This is a genomic window from Devosia sp., from assembly GCF_030689745.1.
GTDB classification, from domain to species: Bacteria; Pseudomonadota; Alphaproteobacteria; order Rhizobiales; family Devosiaceae; genus Devosia; species Devosia alba.
On sequence record NZ_JAUYGL010000051.1, the window covers coordinates 1 to 15,776 of the forward strand.

Annotated in this window: 16 protein-coding genes; 3 read left to right on the forward strand and 13 right to left on the reverse strand. The window is 64.0% G+C overall.

Annotated elements, in window-relative coordinates; translation table 11 throughout:
- The coding region (locus Q8O80_RS04510; RefSeq protein WP_371136102.1) for a pyocin activator PrtN family protein at positions 1 to 381 on the reverse strand (381 nt) is incomplete at its 3' end.
- A 101-nt stretch (positions 382 to 482) separates the two neighbouring features.
- Between Q8O80_RS04510 and dusA the strand changes: the two genes are divergently transcribed.
- A complete protein-coding gene (gene dusA, locus Q8O80_RS04515; protein WP_305577377.1) occupies positions 483 to 1,475 on the forward strand; it encodes a tRNA dihydrouridine(20/20a) synthase DusA in 993 nt (330 codons plus the stop codon).
- 8 nt (positions 1,476 to 1,483) lie between these two features.
- Here dusA and Q8O80_RS04520 read toward each other — a convergent pair whose 3' ends face one another.
- On the reverse strand, positions 1,484 to 1,675 hold the full coding sequence (locus Q8O80_RS04520) for a DUF2934 domain-containing protein (RefSeq protein WP_305577379.1): 192 nt from the start codon (positions 1,673 to 1,675) through the stop codon (positions 1,484 to 1,486).
- Positions 1,676 to 1,965: 290 nt separating this feature from the next.
- Between Q8O80_RS04520 and Q8O80_RS04525 the strand changes: the two genes are divergently transcribed.
- The gene (locus tag Q8O80_RS04525) at positions 1,966 to 3,624 is read left to right on the forward strand and encodes a Na/Pi cotransporter family protein (RefSeq protein WP_305577381.1); all 1,659 of its coding nucleotides are present in this window, start codon (positions 1,966 to 1,968) and stop codon (positions 3,622 to 3,624) included.
- A 72-nt stretch (positions 3,625 to 3,696) separates the two neighbouring features.
- Here Q8O80_RS04525 and Q8O80_RS04530 read toward each other — a convergent pair whose 3' ends face one another.
- From Q8O80_RS04530 to Q8O80_RS04565, 8 genes are all read right to left on the reverse strand, one after another.
- Complete coding sequence (locus Q8O80_RS04530; protein WP_305577383.1) at positions 3,697 to 4,206, reverse strand: hypothetical protein; 510 nt, start codon at positions 4,204 to 4,206, stop codon at positions 3,697 to 3,699.
- Entirely contained in the window at positions 4,203 to 4,823 is a 621-nt protein-coding gene (locus tag Q8O80_RS04535) for a hypothetical protein (protein ID WP_305577385.1), read from the reverse strand. The genes Q8O80_RS04530 and Q8O80_RS04535 overlap by 4 nt, the downstream gene beginning before the upstream one ends.
- Positions 4,820 to 5,425: a hypothetical protein gene (locus Q8O80_RS04540; protein WP_305577387.1), complete on the reverse strand. Its 606-nt coding sequence runs from the start codon at positions 5,423 to 5,425 to the stop codon at positions 4,820 to 4,822. The genes Q8O80_RS04535 and Q8O80_RS04540 overlap by 4 nt, the downstream gene beginning before the upstream one ends.
- Positions 5,422 to 6,180: an ABC transporter ATP-binding protein gene (locus Q8O80_RS04545; RefSeq protein ID WP_305577389.1), complete on the reverse strand. Its 759-nt coding sequence runs from the start codon at positions 6,178 to 6,180 to the stop codon at positions 5,422 to 5,424. The genes Q8O80_RS04540 and Q8O80_RS04545 overlap by 4 nt, the downstream gene beginning before the upstream one ends.
- On the reverse strand, positions 6,177 to 7,241 hold the full coding sequence (locus Q8O80_RS04550) for an iron ABC transporter permease (RefSeq protein WP_305577391.1): 1,065 nt from the start codon (positions 7,239 to 7,241) through the stop codon (positions 6,177 to 6,179). Before Q8O80_RS04550 ends, Q8O80_RS04545 begins: the two co-directional genes overlap by 4 nt.
- 3 nt (positions 7,242 to 7,244) lie before the next feature.
- Positions 7,245 to 8,336, reverse strand: coding sequence for an ABC transporter substrate-binding protein (locus Q8O80_RS04555; RefSeq protein ID WP_305577393.1), 1,092 nt, complete (start codon positions 8,334 to 8,336; stop codon positions 7,245 to 7,247).
- A gap of 277 nt (positions 8,337 to 8,613) precedes the next feature.
- Positions 8,614 to 11,163 carry an ABC transporter permease gene (locus Q8O80_RS04560; protein ID WP_305577395.1) on the reverse strand — a complete coding sequence of 850 codons (2,550 nt, stop codon included), beginning with the start codon at positions 11,161 to 11,163 and terminating at the stop codon, positions 8,614 to 8,616.
- The gene (locus tag Q8O80_RS04565; RefSeq protein ID WP_305577397.1) at positions 11,163 to 11,870 is read right to left on the reverse strand and encodes an ABC transporter ATP-binding protein; all 708 of its coding nucleotides are present in this window, start codon (positions 11,868 to 11,870) and stop codon (positions 11,163 to 11,165) included. Before Q8O80_RS04565 ends, Q8O80_RS04560 begins: the two co-directional genes overlap by 1 nt.
- A gap of 185 nt (positions 11,871 to 12,055) precedes the next feature.
- On the opposite strand from Q8O80_RS04565, the gene Q8O80_RS04570 reads away from it, so the two are divergent.
- Positions 12,056 to 12,580: a heme-binding beta-barrel domain-containing protein gene (locus tag Q8O80_RS04570; protein ID WP_305577399.1), complete on the forward strand. Its 525-nt coding sequence runs from the start codon at positions 12,056 to 12,058 to the stop codon at positions 12,578 to 12,580.
- 173 nt (positions 12,581 to 12,753) lie between these two features.
- Here the strand turns inward: Q8O80_RS04570 and Q8O80_RS04575 are convergent, their stop codons facing one another.
- The 3 genes from Q8O80_RS04575 to Q8O80_RS04585 form a co-directional block, all read right to left on the reverse strand.
- Complete coding sequence (locus tag Q8O80_RS04575) at positions 12,754 to 14,067, reverse strand: TRAP transporter large permease subunit (protein ID WP_305577401.1); 1,314 nt, start codon at positions 14,065 to 14,067, stop codon at positions 12,754 to 12,756.
- Positions 14,068 to 14,069: 2 nt separating this feature from the next.
- Entirely contained in the window at positions 14,070 to 14,648 is a 579-nt protein-coding gene (locus Q8O80_RS04580; protein ID WP_305577403.1) for a TRAP transporter small permease subunit, read from the reverse strand.
- Between the two features lie 76 nt (positions 14,649 to 14,724).
- On the reverse strand, positions 14,725 to 15,753 hold the full coding sequence (locus Q8O80_RS04585) for a TRAP transporter substrate-binding protein (protein WP_305577405.1): 1,029 nt from the start codon (positions 15,751 to 15,753) through the stop codon (positions 14,725 to 14,727).
- Positions 15,754 to 15,776 lie beyond the last annotated feature (23 nt).

Here is a 15,776-nt window from a genome sequence, read left to right on the forward strand (position 1 = left end):
TCGCCAGCGAGGAAAGGCGAACAAGGCGAAACTGGCAGCTTTCGGGTGATTTACCAGGCGGCGCGAATGGCCGGAATGGGGCGCGAAGCGGACGCCTCGTCTACGCTGGACCTGCACTTTCCAACCGCTCATCTGGGCAAACTCCTTCTGGGCCGGCTGTCCACGCGTATCAAGGTAGTCCGCCAAATCCTGCAGATGGATGCCCTTGGCACATTCTTGACTTCTTTCTATTCGCATGAGTGGCAAGGCAATGTCGCCTGAACTGAGCTTGCGCAGGAATTTCGGGAGCGTCAGGTACGAAAAGAAGTCGCGACGAACCGCATCGAGTGGAATGATGGCCTTGTATTGTGCCATCAGCAGAAAAGCGGTGTTGAATGACATGGCGATTGCGCTTTGAAGGTAGACTGAAATGCTTCCGCATAACATAGATACCGGCAATGCCAGTCGGTCCAATCTCAGAATGGTTTTAAAAATATCGCGAAATGATTGAAAAAAATAGGAAATTCAGCGTTGCACCTATGATGGATTGGACGGACCGCCACTGCCGGTTCCTCCATCGCCTGCTGACGCGCGAAAGCCTGTTGTTCACCGAAATGGTCACCAGCGCCGCCATCATGCATGGCGATGTCGACCGCCATCTGCGCTTTGATCCGGCAGAGCAACCTGTCGCGCTGCAACTGGGCGGCTCCGATCCCGCCGAACTGGCGGCGGCTACGCGGCTGGCCGACGCTTACGGCTATGCCGAAATCAACCTCAATGTCGGCTGCCCGTCCGATCGCGTGCAGTCGGGCCGCTTTGGCGCCTGCCTGATGGCCGAGCCGGCGCTGGTCGCCGATTGCGTGCGCGCCATGCGCGACGCCACTGATCGCCCGGTCACCGTCAAATGCCGCATCGGCATCGACGATTCTGACGTCGAAACCGGACTGGACCGCTTTGCCGATGCCATGGTCGAGGCCGGGGTCGCGGCGCTCTATGTGCACGCCCGCAAGGCCTGGCTGCAGGGCCTGTCGCCCAAGGAAAACCGCACCATTCCGCCCCTCGACTATGATCGGGTCTATCGCCTGCGCGCCCGGCTGGCGCCGCTGCCGGTGCTGATCAATGGCGGGCTTGATACGCTCGAATTGGCCCAGGCCCAGCTCGCCCATACCGATGGCGTCATGCTGGGCCGCGCTGCCTATCACAATCCCATGCTGCTGGCCGAGGTCGACCGCCGCTTTTTCGGCGCCACCTCCGCGCCGGTGACCCTCGAGGCGGTGATGCAGGCCATGGTCGTCTATGCCGATCGCGAGTGCGCCGCCGGTACCCGTATCAACAATATAACCCGCCACATGCTGGGGCTGGCCGCCGGCCTGCCGGGCGCGCGCCAGTTCCGCCAGATCATGAGCGTGGACGCCTGCAAGCCCGGCGCCGATTCATCGGTATTGCTGCGTGCGCTCGAAGCGGTCACCCGCCAGCGCTTCGACCAGGCCAGCTAGGCCAGCGATCAGATGGGTGGCGTCGGCGGCGGCGGCATCGGCGTTGCCGCCCTATCTGTCGGCTCCGCCGAATGGGCTTCATCCGACAGCAGTTTGACGGCAGCGTGCCAGTAGTCGTCCGAGCGCCCCTCCGGTGCGCCGTCGCGCTCCCAGAGTTCATAGGCAACGATGCGGATCTTCTCATGGTCGATTTCAGCCATTTGCACTCTCCGGTATTGAGCAGCAGCCAGAACCCAGCGCCACATCTTGGTGACATTGCTGCTTTCTATCTAGCCTAACGCCGCTGGCTGTCCGAAGTTGCCGGCGCGCCATCAATCGCTCCGCAAGGAGCGCGCCGCCGCTCACGGCGCCCACCTGCTCGGCAAACCGCGCTGCGCCAACCGCCCCGCTCAAACACCCGGTAACAGCGCGCGACTGACCTTGCATCTGGTCAGACAAAGGTTGAGCATGCGCGACGCGCCGTTTCGGCGCGGACTTTCTGGAGTACTGGATGTATCTGCTTGCCGTTCAACTGATTGCTGCGATTGTGCTGCTGCTTTGGGCGGTGCGCATGGTCCGTTCGGCGGTTGAGCGCGCCTATTCACCACAGCTGAAGCGCCTGCTGGCCCGTGCCAATGACAGCCGGATCAGCGCGGCGGGCGCCGGTACCCTGATGGCCATTGCGCTGCAGAGCTCCACCGCCGTCGCCGCCCTGGCGGCCGGCTTCGCCGCTGGCGGGTTGCTGGAAGGCGCCACCGGTCTGGCCCTGATGCTCGGCGCCTATTTCGGCTCGTCCATCATTGCCGGTGTGCTGTCGTTTGACCTGACCCTGCTGACGCCGATCCTGATCATCGTGGGCGGCCTGCTGTTTCTGCGCGGCAATAGCCGCCAGACCAAGCAATTGGGCCGCATGATCATCGGCATCGCCTTCGTCCTGCTGTCGCTGGAAATGGTCTCGGAGGCAACCGCGCCCTGGCGCGGTGGTGACGTGCTGGAAGCCGCCATCGGCTATTTGCGGGGCGATTTGTGGACCAGCTTCTTTGTGGCCGCTGCAATCACCTGGATTTCCTATTCCTCGGTGGCCACCATTCTGGTCATCATCAGCTTTGGCTCAACGGGCGTCATTCCCTTCGAAGTGGCCGCAGCCTTTGTGCTCGGTGCCAATCTGGGTGGCACGCTGATAGCCGTCGCCATGACCCGCGGCGCCGATGTTCGGGCGCGGCGCATGTCTCTGGGCGTGCTGGCCGTGCGCGGCGGCGCAGCGCTGATCTGTCTGGCCTTGTTCCAGCTGGCGCTGCCTCACCTGGGGGCGCTGCCCGGCTCGGTAGGCCAGCAGGCCAGCCTGCTCCATATCGGCTTCAACGCCGCCGTCATGCTGCTCGGCTTGCCGCTCACCGGCCTGCTGGCGCGCGCCACCGAACGCTTCGTCACCGAAGCGGTGGTGCCCGGCGAGCTCAACGTGGCAAATCTGCGGACGCCGGCCCTGCAGGCCGATAACCAGACCAACCCCGATCTGGCGCTGGCCAGCGTGACGCGGGAGCTGTTGCGGATGAGCGAGGCCGTCGAGGTCATGCTGCAGCCCGTCATGGAAATCTACCAGAGCGGTGACAAGGCCGCGATCCGCCGGGTCAAGGCGCTGGAGCTTGAGGTCAATCAGTCCAACCGCGAGATCAAGCTGTTTCTGACCCGCCTGAAGTGGGACGCCATGACCCCTCAGCAGACGCGGCGCGCCTCCGATCTCATCAATTTTGCCATCAGCCTGGAACAGGCCGGCGATATCATCGCCAAACAGCTGCTCAAGCTGGCCGATCAGAAATTCGAGCGCCGTCTCAGCTTTTCCCCGCCTGGCTGGCAGGAGATCATGGAATTGCACGCGCGCGTGCTCGAGAACATGCAACTGGCCTCCAACGTGCTGATCTCTGAAGATACCGAGTCAGCGCGCGAACTGGTGGCCGAGAAGGAAGAGGTCAACGGCATGGAGCGCTCCAGCATGTCGCAGCACTTTGCCCGCTTGCGCGCCGGCAACGCCACCAGCGTGCAGACCAGCGATCTGCACCTTGAGACCATTCACGCCCTGCGCCGCATCAACTCCCTGCTGAGCGGCATCGGCTATTCCATCCTCAGTGACCATGGCGAATTGCTGCCCTCCAAGCTGGTCAACGTGCAGTGACGGCGGCGGGCCCGCTGGCTGGACCCGCCCGCTTGCTGTCGTGACCGCGCAGCGCACTAGCCGCCCGATCGCCTAGGCGAGGTCGTATGCCTCCATGGCGGGGGTGGCCAGCAGTCGCTCGGCCATCTCCTGCTTGAGATAGCCAAGCCGGGTATTTTCAGCGTCGCTGCGGTTCTCCTTGCGGCCCAGCGCGATGAATTCGTCGCGCACCAGACCGTCGCGGATCTGCAGCCGAACGGTCTTGCCGCGATAGCTGAGCACGAAAACATAGCGCATCAGGGTCTCGCCGCGCTCCGGGCGTTCCAGCGCCGCATCGACGCTATAGCGCTGCTCGCTCAGGGATCGCGTCACCATCTCGAAGGCGTCGCGGGCGCCCGGGCCCCGGAATGCGGTACGGATTTCAATCTCGCGGCGTTCAGGCGGTGCGCCATCGGCGAGCAGGGGCAGGGCGCGTTGCATGACCTTGAAGGCATGGGCGACGCCGCCGGGAAAGCCGAAGCCGTGAAAGTGCATCAGGTCTTCAAAACTATAGGCCAGGTCCTGGCCGTTTTCGCGGACATGCAGTTTTGTTGTGTCGGTCATTGGGAAGCCTTGCGGTCAAGTGTGTTGCGCATCCAGGGCAGAAAGCCCTCGAGAAAACGCGTGGTGGCAGGCATGAAATGGCTGCCATGGTGGAAGAAGGGGTCAAGACTGGTCAGCACCATGCGGCCAGCGGTGGTGACGTCGTCGATATAGAGGATTGGCTTGCCCTGGCCGTTGACCGCCAGGATTTCGGCGCCCGGTGGGGCATCGAACCAGCCATGCAGATGCCAGGTGATGTCGCGCTGCTCCAACCGCTGGAACAGGGCATGCTCCGGCGCGGCGATCCGCACGCCAAGATCGGCGCCCGGCGTCAGCCACCACCAGAAATTGGTCGGCTGCGGCGTGAAGCTGATCCCCGGCAGGAACAATTGCGACTCGCTCTCGCCGGTGGCGACAATCGTGCCGCCACCGTCCAGATAGGCCCGCAGCCGGGCCGCGTGCGGCGCCATCCGGTCGGCCGGTGTGCGGCAGGGGATCAGCACCACATTGTGCTCTTCCAGCGCCACCGATCCCAGATCTTCGGGTCGCACCAATTGGTCGAAATACCCCGCATGGCGCGGGCTCTCAAAGCTCTCGATATGGTAGTAGGCGCCAGGGTGAACTGCCAGGATACTCATGCTTCCAGTCTCCCCTCGCACCAGGCGATAATCCGCTGGGTCAAAACCGCGCCGTGCCCGTGGTCGCCGATCATGCCGCTCAAATCATTGCCGGCATGAGAAAAAATATGCCCGCCCGCCGGCCGCGCCCACACCCAGTCCACCGGCAAGAGCGCTGGCCCGATGCCATTGACGGCACGCGCGCCCTCCGGCAGCGGGTTGTGACCGCGCCCGTAAAATCCGGCCACGCCCTTGTTTTCCTCAAGCTCGCTTTGCTCGATGCCGGCAAAGATCGGGTGCTCGTACAATCGCGTCAGCTTGTAGTCGGGCCGCCTGGGCGCCTCGATCGGCACATAGCGCCCCAGGCCCGCCACGAAACTGCGCAGCATGTGGCCATTGAAAAACCAGCGGCCGCCGCGATCCAGCAGGGCCGTCAGCGGCTCGGCATGGGCCAGCAGGCCGATCTGGTCGAGATGGGTTGTGGTGATCAGGCCACTGGCCCGGGCGAAGTCGGCAGGGCCCAGATCGCGCTCGCGCACGATCGCAAGCCGTCCCTCCAGGGCCGCCTCGGCATAACCCGGGGCCACGGCGCCGAAATGGGAGTGGATCAGCAAGACGCTCATGCCGCGCGCCTCCCGGCAAAGGCTGGCAGTACAGCATTCTGGCCAGTGCCATCCTCGCCGATCAGGTTCACCAGCCGCATCGGCACCCCATACAGCCGTTCGAGCAGTTCGGGCACGATGGTTTCGGCCACCGGGCCAAACAGGGCCGGGCCGTCCGGCAGCATCAGCAGCGCATCGTCGGCGGCCGCCAGCGCATGGTTGGGGTCGTGTGTGGTGAACACAATGGCCCGGTCGCGCGGCGCCCGGAGCGCCGATAGCAGGCGCAGCAGCCGGGCCTGATTGTTCAAATCGAGCGCCGAACCGGGCTCGTCCAGCACCAGGACCTTGGACCCCGTCGCCAGTGCCCGGGCCAGCAGGACCAGTTGCCGCTCGCCGCCCGACAGCCGGTCAAAGCGTTCCTTGGCAAAGCGCAAGGCGCCGACCTGCTCAAGGGCGTCCCGGGCGGCGGCGATGTCGCGCGCCGAGGGCTGCCCGAACAGGCCAAGCCCGGCAGCGCGCCCCATCACCACGGCATCCAGCACCTTGTAGCTCTGATTGCTGGAGGCATATTGGGGCACATAGCCCACCACCGCCGGCGCCGTGCGCGTGCCTGCAGCCAGGGCCTGGAACCCCAGCATGGCGCGCAGTGCCGTGGTTTTGCCGCGGCCATTGGGCCCCAGAATGGCCAGGCTTCTGCCCCGTTCTGCCGAAAAACTCAGCTGGTCGAGCACGCAGCGATTGCCGAACCGGACGACGGCATTGGTTAAACCGATCATGTGGCTTCCCTGTCTTTGAAATGGCGGCGCAGCAGCAGCGCGAACGCCGGTGCGCCGATGATGGCGGTCAGTACGCCCAGCGGGATTTCGGCGGCGGTCAGGGTGCGGGCCAGTGTATCGACGCCGACCATGAAGGTGGCACCCAGCAGCGCCGTGGCCGGCAGCAGCCGGCGGTGGTCGTGCCCCACGATCAGCCGCGCCGCATGCGGAATGACCAGCCCCACCCAGCCGACAATGCCCGACACCGCGACCTGGCAGCCCACGATCAGCGCGACCAGCACGAAGACCAGCCAGCGTTCCTGATCGGGCCTCGCCCCCAGGCTGCGTGCCTCGCTGTCATCGAGCGACAGCACATTGAGGCGGAAGCGCAGCGCCCAGAGCAGGGCGATGCCCAGCAGCAGGCCCGGCGCCGACACCAGCACCCGGTCCCAGGTGGCGGTCGCGAACGAGCCCATCAGCCAGTAGACAATGGCGGGCAGCGAACTGTTTGGATCGGCGATGAACTGCAGCAGCGAGACACAGGCGGAAAACAGCGAGCCCACCACCATGCCTGAAAGGATGACGGTGAGAATCTCGGTCTGGCCGTTGATCCGTGCCAGCATGCCCACCGCGATCAGCGCCGAAAAGCCGCCGATAAAGACGATGCCAAGCAGCGGCACGCCCCAGATCCCCATGGTGATCGCCAGGGCCCCGCCAAAGGCCGCGCCCTGCGAAATGCCCAGCACTTCGGGCGATACCAGCGGATTGCGGAACACGCCCTGCAGGGCCACGCCTGCCGTTGCCAGTGCCGCCCCGGCCATTGCCGCGATCACCACCCGTGGCGCGCGGACCAGCAGCACAATGCGCTGGTCCATCGATTCGATGGCCTGTCCGGGATGAACAATCGCCTCGCCCAGAATGTGCAGCGCCGTCATGGCGCTGACCGAATAGCGGCCAACGCACAGGCTGACCAGGATGGCCACCATCAGCGCCACGCCGAAACTGGCGAAGGCGAAGCCGGTGCGGCTCCATGGTCGCCAGCGGGGGGCAATTGCCCCCCCATCATCGATCTGTGTGGACACGGTCTATTGCGCCGCGAACTGATCATAGCCGAGGCTGTCGCCCTGCTGGGCGGTCCAGATGATGCCGTCAATATCGGCCTCGGTCAGCTGGTAGTTATACAGCGTCTTGTAGGCCTTGGTCATCTCGGCCCGCAGATCATAGTCGAACAGCTCCGGATGCAGCAGTTCGGCGAGCCACATCCAGGTCAGCGGCGACTCCTGGCTTGGCGGATCCCAGCGATAACCGCCCAGCGGCATCTTGTAGACGCGATGCTGCTGCGCCGCCTTGGTCAGCGACAGGATCGGATCGTCATAGACCCAGTTGACGTCGAGATTGGGCTCGAAACTGTTGAGCAGGATCACTTCTGGATCCCATTGCGCAATCTGCTCGCGGTTGATCGAGCTGGTGCCGTCCAGTTCGGCCGCGGCGTTGCGGCCCCCGGTCAGCGCGATATACCACGAACTATAGCTGCCCGTGTCGCCCGCTGCGGTGATGTCAGACAGCGAACGGCCCAGATACAGCACATTGGGGCGCTCGTCTTGGGGAATGCTCGCCACCTTGGCTTCAATATCGTGCTGCACCACGTCGCTCCAGTCGACCAGTTCAGCGATCCGCTCTGGCTTGCCAATGGCGGTGGCGACCATGGTCATGTACTGCCGGGTCAGTTCCTCGGTGCCGTACTTGATCAGCAGGGCGTTGAGGCCCGCATTGACAATCGGGTCGACAATTTCGGGCCCGCGACCGGCCCACTGCACCACCAGGTCGGGATTGACGGCGGCCAGCGCCTCGACATTGGGCACGAAATCGGTGCCGGTGACGGCGTCCGAAATGTTGACGGCGTCGGGGAAGATCTTGCCCAGGATCCCCTCACGAATGGCGGTGAGCGACAGCGGGTTAAGCCCCACCAGGCGGTCGGTGCCGCCGCTCAGCGCAATCACCCCAGAAGCCAGCGGCATCGGTATGGTCACAATGCGCGACGCGGGCGCATCCAGGTGGATTTCGCGGTTTTCGTGGTCGGTGATCACGATTTCCTCGGCCGCGGCGGCTCCGGCAAAAGCGAGCGCCAGACCGGCCCCCAATAACCACCTGTTTCCGCTTCGGATACGGTCGGACATGCGTATTCTCCAACAGCCTGCATAAAGATGATCGAGCCGATCTCCTTTTTGTGCATATTATTGGTGAGTAGGATAGTCAAGTTAACGATGGACAAAAGTCCGGGTCGTCACGCGATCACGCCCGCCGCGCTGATATGCGCGCCCCTTGCCATCGGCCAGGCGAGTTCACCAACTGCACGGCAGCCAGTCAAAAAAGTCGGTCAAGTCATTGGAAGCGTTATCAATGCCAAGACGCCACTGCCGCCAGTGGCGCCTTCGCAAACCGGCAACGCGCCCGCTACAGATCGCGCAGCAGCAGGGCCGGGCGGGTCGAGGCGGCGCGCAGGATCGTCAAGGCGCCCAGCAGGGCGGTGATGGCGATGGCGCATACCAGCACGAGTCCGAGGGCATATGACTGGATGGTGAAATCGACATCCAGCATCACCGCGCTGATCAGCCAGCCCAGCCCCACCCCCAGCCCGGTGGCCGGCACGGCGGCGATGATCGCCAGTACCAGATATTGAATGGCCGCCGTCGCCAGCAGTTCCAGCCGCGTGGCGCCCAGCACCTTGGTGATCACGGCGTCGGCCTCGCGCTGCCGCCGGCCCGTCGCCAGGCTGCCGATCAGCACCAGCATGCCATTGCCCACCGCCAGCCCGCCCACCAGTGCCGCCGCGAATGACAATTGGCTCAGCGCATTGGTGATCTGTTTGAGCGTGTCGCCGACCGCGATGAAATTGATCTCGGGCACGGCGCTGGCCAGCGCCCGCGCCACGGCTTCTTCGCGCCCGGGCTGCGCCGTGACGGCTGAGAACAGTGTCACCGGGTAGGCGTCCAGCACGCCGGGGGAGAAGGTGGCCAGAAAATCGATGCCGCCCTGCCAGGAATAGTCGCGGAAACTGGCAATTTCGACGTCGATATTGTCGCCAAAAATATCGAAGGTGAGTTGGTCGCCAAGCTCCACGCCCAGCCCGGAGCGCAGGCTGTGGTGCAGCGAAACCAGTCCGGGGCCGGAATAATCGCTGGGCCACCATTGCCCGCTGACCAGCTTGGAGGCTGCCGGCATCTGCGTGCGGTAGGTCAGCGGCACCTCGCCGGATAACAGGAAGGTCGCCTCCGGGCCGCGCGTGCGCACCTCGGCCACCGGCGTTCCCTTGATGGCCACCAGCGCCCCGCGCAGCATCGGCGTTGCCACCGACAACGCAATGTCGCCACCGGCGCTGCTCATCGCCATCACCGTGTCCACCTCGTCTGGAAACAGGTCCGAGGCGACCAGCGTGGGCACGTCAAATGCTGAAGCGCCGATGAATTCCTGTCGCAGATTGCCCTGCAGCACCAGCACCACGATCAGCATGGCCAGCGCCATGCCCACCGACACCACCACGGGGGCCGAGTTCGAGCCCGGCTCGGTGATGCTGCGGATGGCATGCCGGACAATGCGCATGGACACATGAGGAAACCGGTTCAGGCCCCACTGCGCCAGCCGCGTCGCCCCTTCAAACACCAGCGCTGCCACCCCGCTGGCAAGCGCGAAGGCCAGCACCAGCAATGGGTCGCCGGTCATCAATACAGCCAGCCAGAAAAAGCCGGCTGCAGCCGCCAGCAGCGGCAATGCCTGCCAGCTGCCCAGCAGGCCGCGCCAGTCAATTGGCGGCGCGCCCAGCCCCTTGGAGCGGAACAGCAGCACCGGCCGGATGGTCTGGGCCTGCTGCAGCGGCAGATAGGCAAAGGCGAAGGCGATCAGCAGCCCTGCCGCGCCGGCGATCACCAGGGGTTGCACATGCAGACGGGTCGACAGGCTGATGCCGACCGCCTCGCCAATCGCCGGCAGCAACGCATAGGCAGCAACGCCGCCGATCAGCAGCCCCGCGCCCACGCCAATGGCCGACAGGGCGGCGACCTGCGAAAAGAAGTGCAGCATCAGACGCGACCGGTCGGCCCCCAGACTGCGCAGAATGGCAATCAGCCCGGCACGCTCGGTGACATAGGCCCGCATCCCGGTCCACACACTGACCCCGGCGATCAGCAGCGACCCCAGCCCCACGATCACCAGAAACCGCATGAACAGATTGTAGTAGCGCACCATGGGCCCCAGCCCGTCCCGCGCCGAACGGCTCGTCCAGCCGGTGCTGCCAAGGCTGTCATCGAGGCGGGCCTGCACGCTGTCCGCGTCCTGCCCGTCGGCCAGCAACAGCTTGTAGCGGAACCAGTTGCCCAGCCCCGGCAGGGGCGAACTGCGATCGCGCAGCGTCGCCAGCCCGTCATTGCTGATCAGCGTCGTCAGCCCGAGCCGGAAGCCGCGCACGGGTCCATCGGGCAGCTTGCTCAGCGTGCCGCGCGCCTGAAACGTCGTGCCACCCAGTTCAAAACTGTCTCCGACCACCAGCCCCAGCTGGTCCAGCAGCACCGGCGCCAGCAGCGCGCCAAATTGCTCATCGCGTTCCTCGAGCAGCGCAAACGGCGTCATGCCATCGGGCAATTGCGGACTGACCACCTGGCCCAGCAGCGGATAGCTGTCGCCCACCGCTGCCAGGTCGACAAAGGCATCCCGGTCTCCGGCAATGGCACGCACATTGGTGTCCACCACGGCGGCAACCTGGCCAAATTGCGCCATCTGCGCCACTTCATCGGCCGTTGCCGGACGATCGGCGCGCGACAGTTCAAGGTCGCCCCCCATCAGTTCGGCGGCGTTGCGGTCAATCGCCTGGGTAATGCTCGCGCCCACCGAATTGACGCCGGCAATCAGCGCCGTTCCCACGGCAAGGCAAACCAGCAACAGCACGAAGCGGCGCATATCGCCGCGCAGGTCCAGCAATCCGATGCGAATGCCCGCCCAGAATGCGCGCATCAGCGGGCCACCGGCGTTTCGACCAGCTCGCCCTGCGTCATGGTCAGCACGCGGTCCGCCCGTGCCGCCAGCGCGGGATCGTGGGTAATCAGCACCACCGCAGTGCCGCGTTCCCGGGCCAGGTCAAACATCAGCTTGATCACCAGGGCGCCGGTTTCCTGATCCAGATTGCCGGTCGGTTCATCGGCCAGCAGCAGCGGCGGGTTGGCGACCATGGCGCGCGCCAGGCCGACGCGCTGCTGTTCGCCGCCCGACAGGGCGGTGGGGCGGTGGTCAAGCCGGTTGGCCAGGCCAACGGCGGCTAGAGCCGCGGCGGCCATTTCCCGAACCTTGGCTTGCGAGAGTTCGGGCGAGGCGATTTCCAGCGCCAGTCCGACATTGTCCAGCGCCGTCAGGGACGGAATCAGGTGAAAACTCTGAAACACGATCCCCATGGTGCGGCGGCGGAAGCGGGCCAGATCATCCTCGTCCAGCCCGGCCAGCGTCGCGCCGTTGATGGTGAGGCGTCCCGAACTCGCCTGCTCGAGGCCCGCCAGCAGCATCAGCAGCGAGGTCTTGCCGCTGCCCGATGGTCCGACAATGGCCACCACTTCGGCGGGATTGACCCGCAGCGACACGTTTTTGAGAATGTGCAGCGGTCGCCCGGCGATCTCGAGTGTGTAGCTGACCGCGTGAACATCAATAATGGGTGTGTCGGATGTGGTCACGAGTCTCGCCCTGTGAACTAGATGGTTACGTATTGCCACTATTTTGAGCATGGCGGATTGCGCCTGTCTCATAGCCAACCTGTCAGGGTGCCCCAAATTTGCAAGGGCCAAGCACAGTCCAGGTCTTCTATCCCCATCTCAAGGGGATCTGTTCCGCCGACCCTACCGTGGAGAGCATTTCTCAAGTGAAAAGATCAACGTCGATTTTCCCCGTGATTCTGCTGCTGCTGGCGACTTTGGCGGCGGTCATGCCCGCCCGTGCCGGCCAGGATGAGATCAACCTGCTGCAGGCCTATATCGGACAGTGGCGCGGCGACAGCAAGCTGGTGGGTGGGGACGAACCTGAGCCGTTCCGCTGTCGCCTGTCGGTTGCCAAGGGCAATCTGGGGCGCATCAACTACACGGGGCGTTGTTCGCTGGTCGATACCACCCTCTCGATCAGTGGCACCATTGCCTATGTCGAGGAGCAGCGGCGCTATGAGGCGGTGATGAGTTCCAATGCCGGTTTCACCGGCGCGGCGATCGGCTTGATTCGCGGCAACACGATCAGCTTTGATCTGCGAAAATCCCAGCGCGATCGCTCGGGCAGTGATGTGCGCATCGGCGCCCGCATCCTGCTTATTGATGATACGATTACGGTGGATTTCGAGGTGGAGTTCAACAATTCCGGGGAAATTCTGACCGCCTCGGTACCGTTCGCCCGGTCCTAGAGCGCTTTCAGCAAAGGCGGCTCCACCACCGCCGTTCGACTGCGCGCCCCCCGGGGGCCCGGAGCGATTTCGCCGCTTCGACAAACACAGTGAAATACCCAGTCGCCTGCGATAGCGCCGTTATTGTCGTCAACAGGGCCCCCGCCGCCAGACTGCGGCGCGGGCCCTTGTGCTTATTTGATCGCCCAGGTGGCGATGGGCGGGAAGAACAGGAGGATCCCCAGCACCATCAGTTGCAGCGCGATGAAGGGCAGCAGCGCCGTGTAGATGTGCTTGAGCGTGATCTCGCGCGGCGCCACGCTCTTGAGGTAGAAGGCGGCGGGGCCGAACGGCGGGGTGAGGTAGGACACCTGCATGTTGACCGCGAACAGAATACCGAACCAGATCGGATCGTAGCCCAGCTGGATGACGATGGGCACGAAGATCGGCAGGGTCAGCAGCGCAATGCCGATCCAGTCGAGGAACATCCCCAGCACCAGCAGGATCAGCATCATCACCATGATGATGACCACCGGCGGCGCGTCGATGCCCAGAATGGCGTCGGCCACGAAGCGGTTGCCGCCCATCAGGTTATAGACGCCGACCAGCACGGCGGCGGCAATGCCGATCCAGATGATCATGCCACAGGTTTCGAGCGTGTGGACCAGGCTGTCCTGCACCATCTTGAAGGTCAGCTCACGCCGCATGAGCGAGATGAGAAGCACGGCGGAAACGCCCATCGCGGCCGCTTCGGTGATCGAGGCGATACCGCCATAGATCGAGCCGAGAACAACAAAGACGATGAAGAACGGTGCCGCCAGCGAGCGCAGCGCGCTGCCCAGCGATTCCTGCGCCATCTCCTCATCGGACATGGGCGGGCCCATCTGCGGATCGCGCCAGCAGATGAACAGCACATAGGCGATATAGAAAGCCAGCAGCAACAGGGCAGGCGTGATGGCGGCGACGAACAGGTCGGCGATGGAAACGCTGGCGACCAGGCCATAGATGATCAGCACGATCGATGGTGGCATCATGGTGCCGAGCGAACCGCCGGCGACGACGACGCCGATCGACAGGTTCCGGTCATAGCCCAGGCGCAGCATCTGCGGCAGCGCCAGGATGCCGAGCAGCACGATTTCGCCACCGATCACGCCGGACATCGCCGCGAGCAGGATGGCGACGATCAGGGTCTGCACGGCAACGCCGCCGGGCAGGCGTCCGGCCAGGATGCGCATGCCGTTGAACAAGGACTTGGCGATGCCGGAGCGGTCGAGCAGCGCCGCCATCAGGATGAACATCGGGATGGCAACCAGCGAATATTCGGTGATGAAGCCGAAAATGCGCGAGGTGACCAGGGGCAGGGCGTTGCCGCCGAACCAGCCGAAGGTGAAGATCAGGGCGACCAGGCCGGTGACCCAGGCCAGCGGCTGCCCGGTGAGCAGCAGCAGAAAAATGGCGCCGACGAGAATGTAGGAGCCGTACTCGATGCCCAATGCGCTCAAGCCCATGATTAATTCTCCTCCGCGCGGTCAGATGGCACGGACACATCGCGCCTTATGGCCGAAACCAGGTGCAGCAGAGTCTGGACAAACATGGTGGCGACGCAGATCAGCACCAGCATTTTGAGCATGGCCGGGGTGGGTGGATTCCACGAGGTTCCCGTGCCTTCGAGGCGCAGGTCACCGGTGGGTGAGAGCCAGGACTTGCCCACCATTGTCCAGCCCGCATAGGCGAGGCCGAAGAAAAAGACGAGGGCAATGAGCGAATTGACGATGTCGAGAGTCCGGCGGCGGGCCGCGGAAACGCCATCGTAGAATATGCGGACGCGGATATGCTTGTCGCGCGCCAGGGCTATCGGGCCGCCGATCAGAAAGGTGGCGGCGATCAGGAAAGTGGTGCTTTCGTGCGCCCAGAATGTGGGGCTGTTGAACACATAGCGCGAAATCACCTCAAACACGGTGATGGCGAAGGCCAGGAAAATGCCCCAGGCCAATACCTTGCTGGAGTTGGAAACCGCCCGGTCCAGCCCGGTGCGGATTTCTTCATCGCCGCCTTCGGCAATGGCCGCAATATCAACGTCGTCGGCCATCTCGGTTCTCCGGTATTCATGCATTTGCGCCCGGCAGATAATTTGCCGGGCGCACTCAGGTCAAGCGCTGTTGAGACTACAGCAGGTTACGGCCTTCGAGATAGGCGGTGACGGTGTCGTAGTAGCGCTGGGTCATGTCGCTGCGCGTGGCCCAGTTCTTCCATTCTTCCTGGGCGATGCGACGGAATTTCGCACGCTCATCGCCGGACCAGTTGATGATCTCGATTTCAGGATTGGCACGGGCCTCGGCAACGGCCTCGGCGTCAAGCATGCGCACCGAATAGACGTGATCGAAGATGAACTTGTCGACCGATGCGACCAGAATCGCCTGCAGATCTTCGGGCAGGCCATCCCAGATTTCCTTGTTCATCGAAATGTCGATGAGCGGCAGCGAGTGGAAGCCGGGATACAGCGGGTACGGAGCAACGTCGTTCATGCCCAGTGCCTGGTTGGTGGCGAACACGGTGTTGTCAGCCGCATCAACCACGCCCTTGTCGAGGGCCGAGAAGATTTCCGAGCCAGGCAAGGCAACTGGCGAGGCGCCGGCCTTGGAGAAGATCTCGAACACCATGCCTTCGGGGGCGCGCAGCTTGACGCCCTTGAGGTCTTCGACGGTACGGATCGGCACGCCAGCCACGAAGGCTTCGGGCTCGGTAGCCGCTGCGCCGATGAAGTGAACGCCATAAGGCTCTACCAGCTCAGCATAAAGCTCCTGGCCGCCGCCCGACTGCATGAAGCCGAGCAGTTCGAATGGATCGCTCCACGCGCCCACCAGATTGCCCATCATGGCAAAAGCGGGGTCCTTGCCGGCGAAATAGCTTGGATCGGTCAGATGGCCCTGCAGAATGCCCGAGCCGACGGCGTCGAGCGTATCGGTGTGCGGAACGACCGAGCCAATGGGCAGGATCTCGATTTCAATGCGGCCGCCGGACAGCACGCCGACATTGGTGGCCCATTTCTGCTTGTTGATAAAGCCGGGTTCACCCGCGGTTTCCGAGGTCTGGAAGGTCCAGTTGTAGTCGGCAGCGAAGGCGGCGGCGCCCGACAGTGTCAGGACCGATGCGGTAATCGCGGTCAGGCCCGCAAGCTTTTTGAGCAAGCTCATTATTCTCTCCCTGGGTCGATGCT

What these genes read in the sequence shown, in the direction of transcription:
- Q8O80_RS04535 (WP_305577385.1), bottom strand. Translation starts at nt 4,823, where the DNA reads ATGAGTATCCTGGCAGTTCACCCTGGCGCCTACTACCATATCGAGAGC.
- Q8O80_RS04545 (WP_305577389.1), bottom strand. Translation starts at nt 6,180, where the DNA reads ATGATCGGTTTAACCAATGCCGTCGTCCGGTTCGGCAATCGCTGCGTG.
- dusA (WP_305577377.1), top strand. Translation starts at nt 483, where the DNA reads ATGATTGAAAAAAATAGGAAATTCAGCGTTGCACCTATGATGGATTGG.
- Q8O80_RS04530 (WP_305577383.1), bottom strand. Translation starts at nt 4,206, where the DNA reads ATGACCGACACAACAAAACTGCATGTCCGCGAAAACGGCCAGGACCTG.
- Q8O80_RS04525 (WP_305577381.1), top strand. Translation starts at nt 1,966, where the DNA reads ATGTATCTGCTTGCCGTTCAACTGATTGCTGCGATTGTGCTGCTGCTT.
- Q8O80_RS04580 (WP_305577403.1), bottom strand. Translation starts at nt 14,648, where the DNA reads ATGGCCGACGACGTTGATATTGCGGCCATTGCCGAAGGCGGCGATGAA.
- Q8O80_RS04560 (WP_305577395.1), bottom strand. Translation starts at nt 11,163, where the DNA reads ATGCGCGCATTCTGGGCGGGCATTCGCATCGGATTGCTGGACCTGCGC.
- Q8O80_RS04540 (WP_305577387.1), bottom strand. Translation starts at nt 5,425, where the DNA reads ATGAGCGTCTTGCTGATCCACTCCCATTTCGGCGCCGTGGCCCCGGGT.
- Q8O80_RS04555 (WP_305577393.1), bottom strand. Translation starts at nt 8,336, where the DNA reads ATGTCCGACCGTATCCGAAGCGGAAACAGGTGGTTATTGGGGGCCGGT.
- Q8O80_RS04575 (WP_305577401.1), bottom strand. Translation starts at nt 14,067, where the DNA reads ATGGGCTTGAGCGCATTGGGCATCGAGTACGGCTCCTACATTCTCGTC.
- Q8O80_RS04520 (WP_305577379.1), bottom strand. Translation starts at nt 1,675, where the DNA reads ATGGCTGAAATCGACCATGAGAAGATCCGCATCGTTGCCTATGAACTC.
- Q8O80_RS04585 (WP_305577405.1), bottom strand. Translation starts at nt 15,753, where the DNA reads ATGAGCTTGCTCAAAAAGCTTGCGGGCCTGACCGCGATTACCGCATCG.